General features: G+C 61.9%; 2 protein-coding genes. Both read left to right on the forward strand.

Annotation, left to right across the window (positions count from 1 at the left end; genetic code table 11):
* Window positions 1-117 precede the first annotated feature (117 nt).
* A complete protein-coding gene (locus ACUTQ5_RS17370) occupies window positions 118-1764 on the forward strand; it encodes a ShlB/FhaC/HecB family hemolysin secretion/activation protein (RefSeq protein ID WP_445652259.1) in 1647 nt (548 codons plus the stop codon).
* Window positions 1765-1832: 68 nt separating this feature from the next.
* On the forward strand, window positions 1833-10547 hold an 8715-nt coding region (locus tag ACUTQ5_RS17375; RefSeq protein ID WP_445652253.1), incomplete at its 3' end, for a two-partner secretion domain-containing protein.

Below are 10547 nucleotides of genomic sequence, written 5' to 3' on the forward strand. Positions count from 1 at the left end.
TTACACTTTATGATGAAATGGATTTTCATGAAAAGGACTTTTCTTTCGCACGGATTCACATCGAAGGCGGTGAGCCACGTTCTCGCTGGTGTTCTCTTCGCCGGCGCTTTCCCAGGCATGGCCGCCACGCCCTCCGACGCCCCGGAACGGGCAGCTTCCGCCATTGATGCCCTTGAGCAGCAGCGCCAGCAGGAGCGCGAGCGTGCCCTGCAACAGCAAAATGTCCCACAGGCCGATGCGCGCCTTTCCCGTCCCGAGGCCGTGTTGCCGGATTATCCTGCCAATGAGTCCCCTTGCTTCGCCATCAACCGGCTTACCCTTGTCGGGGAAGCGGCCGAACGCTTTCAGTGGGCGGTGGACGCGGCAGCCGATGCCAAAGGCCGCTGCCTGGGCGGCCAGGGCATTGTGCTTGCCATCAATAAAGTACAGAACGCCATACTGGCCAAAGGCTATGTCACCACGCGGGTGATGGCGCAGGAGCAGGACCTGACTCAGGGCGTGTTGACGCTGACGCTGCAACCGGGGCGTATTGGCGACATCCGCTTTGATGAACCGGTCTCCTGGCGCGGACGGCTGTGGAACGCCATTCCGGCCTCACGCGGTGATATTCTCAACCTGCGTGATATCGAGCAGGGGCTGGAGAACTTCAGGCGGGTGCCCAGCGCCAATGCCGACATCAAAATCATCCCCGGCGCCCAGGACGCCACCAGTGACCTGCAGGTCAACTGGCACGAGGGGCGGCCGGTGCGACTCAGTCTGGGGTTGGACGACAGCGGCTCCAAAAGCACCGGGCGTTATCTCGGTTCGGCCACCCTGGCAATCGATGCCCCCTTTGCGCAAAATGACCTTTTCTATGCCAACATCGGCAAGGATGTGTTTCAGCACGGGCCGTTCGGCAACCGTTCGCATGCGCTGAACTACTTTTTCCCGGTGGGGTATTGGGCCTTCTCGGCCAACTACAACGACTACACCTACCATCAGAACATCCCCAACGCCAACGAGGTGCTGCGTTACAGCGGCAAGAGCGACAACATTCAGTTGACCGTCTCCCGATTGCTGTACCGCGACCAGTCGCACAAGTTAACGCTTAACCTGCGGGGCTACCGCAAGCACTCCACCAACCACGCGGATGACATCGAGCTGACCCAACAAAAACGCCGCACCGCAGGCTGGGAAATTGGGCTGAACCAGCGCAGTTATTTCGGTACCACCACGTTGGATGCGAACATCAGTTGGCGGCGCGGAACCGGGGCGCTGGGCGCCCTGCGCGCACCGGAGGAGGTCAACCATGACGGGTCTGCCCGTACAGGTATATTGCTCGGTGATGCAGCCATCAATATCCCCTTTGCCTTGGGCGAGCAGCCGTGGCGGGTTTACACCAGCTTGCGGAGCCAGTGGAGCCCGAATGCGCTGACGCCGCAGGAGCGGATGGCGATTGCCGGGCGTTACACGGTGCGCGGCTTTGACGGTGAGCAGATGCTGTCCGGCGAAAAGGGCCTGCTGTGGCGTAACGAAATCGCCTGGAATGTGTTATCCGGCGGGCACGAACTGTATCTGGCTGCCGACTATGGCCGGGTGGATGGCCCGAGCACTCGCCCCCGCTACCTGGTGGGGCATCAGCTGGTAGGCAGTGCACTCGGCGTGCGTGGCGCGCTGTGGGGACGATTCAGCTATGACCTGTTTGCCGGCGTACCGCTCTACAAGCCAGAAGGCTTCCACACCTCCGGTGCTATCGCGGGTTTTAGCGTGAATCTGGAAATCTGAACATCACGATACCGACCACTGTGCTTATATTGACCTGACTGGACTGACTTTTCTCACGGATGTGACCCATGAATAAACATTGCTACCGCCTCATCTTCAGCCGCACCCACGGGGAATTGCGGGTGGTGTCCGAACTGGCCCGTAGTTGCAGCAACGAACCAGGGCAACGCCTCGGCACGGGGATAACGGACGCTCACCGTCTGTGGGTGACCGTGCGACGGTCGGTGTGGCTGCTGGGACTGGCCCTGTTCGCCGGACCGGTAATGGCGAATGGCATTGTGGCGGACGGTGCGGCTGCGCCGGGTCAGCGACCGGAGGTCATCAATACCCAGAACGGCTTGCCGCAGGTCAACATCACCGCCCCCAATCAGGCTGGGATCTCACATAACCAATATCAACAATTCGACGTCGACCCCAAAGGCGCCATCCTCAACAACTCGGCGGTGATGACCGCCACCCAGATGGCCGGGATGATCCAGGGTAACCCCAACCTCAATCCCAACGCTGCACCGGCTCGCGTCATCCTCAACGAGGTTAACAGCAACAACCCCAGCCAACTGCGCGGCTTTATGGAAGTGGCCGGTGGCAAGGCGCAGGTGATTGTGGCCAACCCCGCCGGTATTGTCTGCAACGGCTGCGGCACCATCAACGCCGGGCGCATGACGCTGACCACCGGCAAACCGCAGATGAACGCCGACGGCAGCGTGGCGGGTTATCAGGTCGAACGCGGCGTGGTGCGCATCGAGGGCGGTGGGCTCAACGGCGATGCGCGTCATGATACCGAGTACGTCGACATCCTGGCGCGCGCGGTGGAGATCAACGCCGGCGTCTGGGCCAAAGAAGGCGTGTCGGTGGTGGCCGGGCGTAACCGGGTGAGTGCGGACGGTAAAACCGCGACGCCGCTTTCAGATAACGGCAGCGCCAAACCGGAGCTTGCCATCGACATGGGCCAGATGGGCGGCATGTACAGCGGCAGTATCCGCATGATTGGCACCGAAGCCGGCGTCGGCGTGCGCAATCAGAACGGGCAGGTGCAGGCAGGCAAAACGCTCACCGTCAGCAGCGAAGGTAAGCTCAGTTGGCAGTCTGGTGCGCCAGATGCGGGCACGCAAGCCGGCGGTGATATTCAGCTGGCGGCAAAAGGCGACATCGAGACGCACGGCAAAGTGTATAGCGGTGGTCAACTGGCCGTGCAGAGTCGCGAGGGAATGTTAACGCAATCCGGTACGCTGGCAGCGGCCGGGGATGTGCGCCTGAACGCCGCGCACGGTATACAGAGCAGCGGCCATCTGCTGGCGGGCAGTGATACCAACAGCCTGCTGGTCCAGGATGCCAACCTGCAGCTTGATAGCCAGGGCGATATCCGTACCAGTGGCAGTCTGCTTGCCAAAAAGAATGTCAACGCGTCCGGCCGCCGGGTGGATATCAGCGGCGCACGGGTTGCGGCCGGCCGTACCGCGCTGACGGCTCGCGAAGGCGGTGTGGCACTGCACCAATCCACCGTAGACAGCGGTGAGCTGGCCGTGAGCACGAAAGGAAATGTGGATGCGCAGCAGGCGCAGGTCAAGTCCGGGCGCTGGACGGTGGATGCCGACAACCTGTTCAACCAACAGGCTACCTGGTCACAGACCGGTGACGGTGAGAGCGGCTTCACCCTGGCGGGCAAGTTGGATAACAGTGACGGTGCCATTGAGACGCAGAACCTCCTGCTTTCGGCCGGTCAACTGGTCAATCAGCGTGGCCGCCTGGTGGCGCTGGGCGGCGCGGCACAACACTGGCGGGTGGGTGGCCTGCTCGACAATGCCGGCGGCACGATGGGCAGCAACGGCAACCTGCGCCTGGATGCCGGGCGACTCGATAATCAGAGCGGCACGGTAAAAACCCAGGCGGGCTTCACGCTCCTTGCTGACGGCGCGGTGAATAATGCCGGGGGCAACCTGCTGGCCGGGAACGGCCTGACGATTGAGGCAGGCAGCGAGATGAATAACGCGTCCGGTACCCTGAGCGGCGATGACGTGCGTCTGGTGGCGCAGCGGCTGGATAACTCGCAGGGGCAGATCATCGGTCAGGGCAATCTCGACCTGACGTCCAGCCGCCTGGATAATCAACGCGGCCTCATTGGCGCCGGCAAGGCGCTGGATGTTCACGCCGGCAACTGGGACAACCGTGGCGGCACGGCGCAAGGCGAAACGGCCGTCACGGCAACGGCAGGCACCCTCAATAATGACGGTGGTAAGCTGCTGTCCGGCCAATCGCTAGCCCTGAATACCACGGGCAATGCCACCAACCGCGGCGGCGAAATCAGCGCCGCAGTGCTAACGGCAACGTCTGACCGTCTCGACAACACCCAGGGCAAAGTGATTGGCCAGCAGCGCCTTGATGTGAATGCCCGCCAGGGGTTGGACAACACGCAAGGGCTGTTGGGTGCCGGCGAGTTACTGGCGGTACGTACCGCAGGTGAATTGAATAACCATCGTGGCACGGTGCAGGGGAATGGGCAAACCACCGTGGCAGCGCGGGACATCCGCAACGAAGCCGGCAAGCTGCTGGGCGGGCAGCAGCTCGCCTTAACCAGCTCGGGGATACTGGGTAATCGCGAGGGTGAAATCAGCGGCGAGTCGCTCACGCTGACGACACAGAAAATGGACAATGCGCAGGGCAAAATCATTGCCGATCAGGATCTGAATCTGACGACGCATCAGGCATTGGGCAATGCTGACGGCTGGCTTGAAGCCGGCAACGTCCTCTCCGTACAAAGCGGCGGTGACTGGGATAACCGTGCGGGGACCGCACAAGGTGGCCATCAGGTCACCGCCAGCACGCAATCATTCGACAATACCGGTGGTCGGCTGCAGTCCGGCGGTAACCTGACGCTTGACGCCGCAGGCGATATTTTCAACCACACTGGCAAGCTGACCGCGCAACAGGCCCTCACCGTTAAAGGCGTTGCAACCAGCCTGTTCGACAACGATACAGGCTCACTGCAAAGCGGCGGCAACTTATCTCTGCAGGGCGGGCAACTGACCAACCGCGCCGCCGGTGTGGTACTCAGTGGGCAGGCGCTGTCTCTGAGTCTGTCGGGGGGCTGGGACAACCAGAGCGGCACCCTGACCGGCAATGGGCGCACGCAGGTACGCGCCGCTAATCTGTTGAATGGACAGGGTGCTATCAACGCACTGGATAGCCTGGACATGCAATTCACCGGCCAACTGGATAACAGCCAGGGCCGGATTTTCAGCGCATCGTCGCAGACTTTACAGGCGCAGACACTCTCCAACGCGCAGGGCTGGATAGGCAGTCAGGGTAGCTGGCAGGCCGTCAGTCGTGGTTTTGACAACACGGACGGCAGCGTACAAAGCCAGCAGGATGCACAGCTTGCATCTGACTGGCTGGGTAACGCCCGAGGTGTGCTACAGTCGGCACATGATCTGGTGCTGCACGTTGTGCAGGACATCGACAACCGGGCCGGCAAGGTCTCGGCGCAGGGGCAACTGGCTGTCGCGGGCGACAAAGACGGCGAACACGCCGGCGCCATCAATAACGCCGGCGGTCAGTGGCTGGCCGGAGAGGCGCTGCATATCGCCGCCCACGCGCTCGACAATACGCAGGGCGGGCTGCTCTACAGCCAGAAACAACAACGTCTTACGCTGAGCGGCGCGCTGAACAACCGCGATGGGAAAGTACAAAGTGGCGAGGCGCTTCAACTTGACGCACAAACGCTGAACAATGCCGGCGGGACGATAGACGGCCAGCAACAGGTGGCGCTGCGCATTCTTGGCTTACTGGAAAATACCGACGGCGCGGTGCGCAGCAATGGTGACCAGCAGGTGTCAGCGGCTGGTATCGATAACCGTCAGGGTATATTCAGCAGCCGTGGCGGCATTGCCCTGACAACGGCACAACTGAACAATGCGGGTGGCACACTCATCAGTCAGGGCTCGGGTGCCTACCGTTTCGACACGCTCAACAACCAGCAAGGCAAGCTGCACAGCGGCGACGCGCTCACACTTGAGGGCGCGCAGGTCAACAACCAGGGTGGGCAACTGGTGTCGACCCAGGGGATGAGGCTTAAGGCCGGGGCGCTCGACAACAGTCGTCAGGGCACGATGAGCAGCCAGGCGGGGCTGAATGTGCAGACCGATCGTCTGAACAACCGCGACGGCGGGCTGATACTGAGCACCTCCCGCACTAACATCACCGCCCGTGACGTCGACAACACGTCAGGCCGGTTGCAAAGTGCGGGCCCCCTCACCTTCACGGATGTCGCCACGCTGGATAACCGCCAGGGGCGCATCCTGGCCAACGGCAACCTTGAGATTAACACCGCTCTCTCCCCTGGCGACTCGTCGCTGACGTTGCTTAACCAGGGCGGGCGCGTGGAGAGCGCGGCTCAACTGACAGCGCATGCGCGCACCCTGAATAACCAGAACGGCACCCTGCTGGGGCTACAGGCGCTAACGTTGTCCGCGCAGCAGGACTACACCCATCAGGCCGGCGACACCGTCAGCAGTAACGGCACAGTGACGTTCTCTCTGAGCGGCGCCTTTACCAACCTGGCGGACTGGTTGCTGCCGGGTAATCTGGTGCTCACTGCGGCCGGCATTACCAATCCGGCCACCCTGGTGAGCAAAACGCTGCAACTGACGACCGGGGCATTGCAAAACACCGGGCGTATTGAGGCTGACAGCATGACGCTGAGCGTCGATACCCTGGACAACGCCGCGGCGCTGATGGGTGACGACATCACCGTGCGCGGGCGCGTCATCGACAACCACGGTACGCCTGCCGTGATGGCGGCGACGCAGAGCCTGACGTTGCAGACTGGGGAGCGCTTGACTAACCGCGACGGCGCCCTACTTTACAGCGGTGACCGTCTGTCACTGCGCAGTGATGATTTGCTCGAGAACCGGGCAAGTTTTATTGAAGCTGACGGTGATGTCACGGTCGAAGCCCGTCGCCTGAACAACCTGCGTGAAGGGCTGGTGATTGAACGTGACGCCGAGAAGCGCGACTACAAATGGCACCGCTACAACTACTACTGGCGCTCTTATGGCTCAAAGGTCAACCCCGATAAGAACACCATGGCGCCGACCACCCAGCAACTGACCTTCCAGGATGACGCGGCGGCGCAAACCAACCGCTACGGCACCCTGCTGAACATTGATGCGCCGGGCAAGCGTGCACAGGTGCGGGTCAAAGACAATAAGGGGCAACTGACCGACCTGTGGGTCAACTACCTGGCGCTCAAGCCGAATGCCGATGGCAGCTATGCGATGACGTTCTATGAAACGCGCGGGGGAAATCAGCTGGCGTCCATCCCGACGCCTTACCAAAACGGCTTCCATTGGGAGCACGACTGGACGCAGGTGATGACCTGGGACCCCGAGAAGCACATCGATATCGACAGCGCGCCGTTCGTCACCGATTACAACAACCTGCGTGAGCGTACCGCCACCGGTACGGTGACGCGCGACAAACTGGTCTCCGAGGGCATTGGCGCGCGCATTCTGGCCGGCGGCAACATGGTGTTGCGCATCACCGGTGCATTGCTCAATGACGCCAGTGTTATCACCGCCAACGGTAATTTGACGCAGGACGGTGGCGGCAGCGTGGACAACCGCGCTTACTCGGTCAACGAACGACGTCAGGAGCATATCGTTGACCACATGGATAAAGACACCCACCACTGGTATCCGACGTACAACCGTGATGAGACCACGGCGCTGGCGACCGTTGACGGCGTGATCACCGGCAACGGCACGGTCACCATCAACGGGATCCGCATCACCAATACCACGGTCAATCAGGCACAAATCAGCCAGCTTCAGGCGGTATTAAACGCCGTGGATGCCGAACGTGCCGAACTTGAGCGCAACCCGCTGGCCTTCACGGTAGAGGGCACCGGCCGCCAGGATGGCGACACGGCGCTTGCGCCGGGCGAGCAAGTGACAAAATCGGGTACCACGCCGTCCTCGCCGCTGGGGCGTCCGCTGCTGCCGGCAGAGCTGGCGCTGACGCAGTTACAGCATCTGGGCAATGTGGCCACCGCCATTCCCAATAACGCGCTGTTCAGCCAGCACACGGCGACCGGCAGCCCATTCCTGGTGGTGACCGACGAGCGCTTTACCCGCCGCGACAACTTTATCAGCAGTGACTACATGCTCGAGCGCGTAGGGTATGACCCCGCGCAGGCCCATAAGCGCCTGGGCGACGGCTTTTACGAGCAGCGGCTGGTACGCGAGCAGGTGCTGGCGCTGACCGGCAAACCGTCCGTCAAGGGCTGGGATGTGATGGCGCAGTACCAGCAACTGATGAATCATGGCACTAAAGTCGCCCAAGAATTCCATCTGGTGCCGGGCGTGGCCCTGACGCCGGAGCAGATTGCGGCGCTGCAACAGGATATCGTCTGGCTGGTGAGCGAAACGGTACAAACGGCCGACGGCCTGCAAACGGTGTGGGTGCCTAAGGTGTATCTGGCGCAAACCACGCTGCGCCTGACCGGCGATGGCGCGGTGATTGGCGGCGGTAACCTGCAGCTCTCGGCCGGCAGCATCACCAATGCCGGTAACCTGTTCGCCGACAAGGCGCTGACCGTAGATGCCGGGCAGTTCCTGCATCAGGGCGGCGACATCAAAGCGGGCAGCATCGACGTGCAGGCCGACAGCCTGACCCTGAGCACCAACCTGCAAGATGCCTTGCGCCAGGCTATGATGAGCGCCGACGATATTCGCCTGCGCGGCACCGATATCACGCTCACGGGGGCGAAGCTTGATGCGACAGATACGCTCAACCTGAGTGCGCGTAACAACCTGACCATCACCGCCGCGAAAAGTAGCCATACCGCCGATCTTGAGGTTATTTCCGGTTCAATGGGTAACCGCACCCACGGCGGCACGGAAGCGGCAGGCTCCCGGATGGCGCACGTCAACGGTGAATGGCAGCAGGCGCTGGGCAGTGAGCTGAACGCCGGCGGCAACCTATCACTGGCGGCCGGACGGGATGTCACCTTACAGGGCAGCCAGGCTAAGGCGGGGGGCAACGCCCGCGTAGAGGCCGGTGGCGACATCAACCTCAAGGCTGAAACCACCACCAACAGAACGCATCTTGAGGCCAACAGCCGCACCTCGTCGGTCAGCAACAGCCGCGAGGAAGAACGCCTGACGCTCAGCACGCTGAGTGGTGACCAGAGCGTGGCCCTGGTAGCGGGCAATCGCCTACTGGCCGCAGGCGCACAAGTTGACAGTAAAGAGGGGCGCATTGGTATCAGTGCGCAGGACGTGACCATTAAAGACGCGCGCACCCGCACGCAGGACCAGGACAGCGAAAATAAACGCAAGGGCAAAACCCGCAGCCATCGCGAAGAGCAAACCGAGCGCGAAATCAGCACCGGCAGCACCTTCAGCGGGCGCGACGGTGTGACCGTGATCGGGCGCGAAGGTGACGTCACGGTTACCGGCAGTACCCTGCACAGTGACCAGGGCGCCATCGCGCTGCAGGCGAAAAAGGAGGTGACCCTTAACCACACCACCGACAGCGAACATCGCGTCTCCAACGAGGAGAGTCGCGGACGGAAAACCAAAGGTGAGCGCGCCGAAGAAACCCTGCGGGAAAATGTGGTGGGCAGCACCCTCAACGGGCGCGACGGCGTCACTGTGGTAGCGCAGGACGGCAGCATCACCGCCACGGCCAGCACCCTTCACAGTGACCAGGGCGCTGTTACCCTGCAGGCGAAGCAGGATGTGACCCTCAATACCGCTACCGAACGCGAGTCGACCTTCAGTGAAGAGCGGTCTCAGAAAAAAGGCTTCCTGAAAAAAAGCAGCAGCCACAGTATCGCCAACGATACGACCACGCGCGAGAAAGGCAGCCTGCTCAGCGGGAACAGTGTCAGCCTCAGCGCCGGCAATGACCTGACGGTTACCGGCTCGGCCATTGCTGCCGACCAGGATGTCAACCTGCAGGCCGGCCGTAACGTCGACATCGGTGCGGCCACCGAGACCGACACGCATTACCGGCTGGAAGAGAAGAAAAAGAGCGGCCTGCTGGGCAGCGGCGGTATCGGCTTCACCATTGGCAAACAGTCGAGAAAACACGAAATCGACGAGAAAGGCCGGACCCAGAGCCAAAGCGTCAGTACCGTCGGCAGCAGCCAGGGCAGCGTTAATATTACGGCGGGCAACCAACTGCACATTGGCGGTGCCGACCTGGTGGCGGGCAAGGATCTGGCTCTTACCGGCGACAGCGTGATTATCGATCCCGGCTACGATCAGCGCACACGTAAAGAAACCTTCGAGCAGAAGCAGAGCGGCCTGAGTGTGGCGCTGTCGGGCACCGTGGGTAGCGCACTCAACACCACGGTCAGCTCGGCGCAACAGGCGAGGAAAGAAGGCGACGGGCGCCTGAACGCCCTGCAAAACACCAAGGCAGCGCTGTCCGGCGTGCAGGCTGCACAGGCCTGGGAACGTGACGATGCCCTGACCGCGTCGGCAGAGACGAAAAACGCCGCTGCCGGTTTGCAGCCCGGAGACGAAGGTGCGGCGCAGGGCGCCACCAACACGGTGGGCATCAGCGCCTCTTATGGCAGCCAGTCGTCGAAGAGTGAAACCCGTACCGACAGCAGTCAGTCGCAGGGTAGCACGCTCAACGCCGGGCAAAATCTGTCAATAACGGCGACCGGTAAAAACCACGCGGACGGAAGTGGGGATATCACGATTGCCGGCAGTCAGTTGAAAGCGGGCAAGGACCTGCAGCTCGATGCGGCGCGGGATATTACCCTGCAGTCT

This window comes from Serratia sp. NA_112.1, assembly GCF_052691715.1.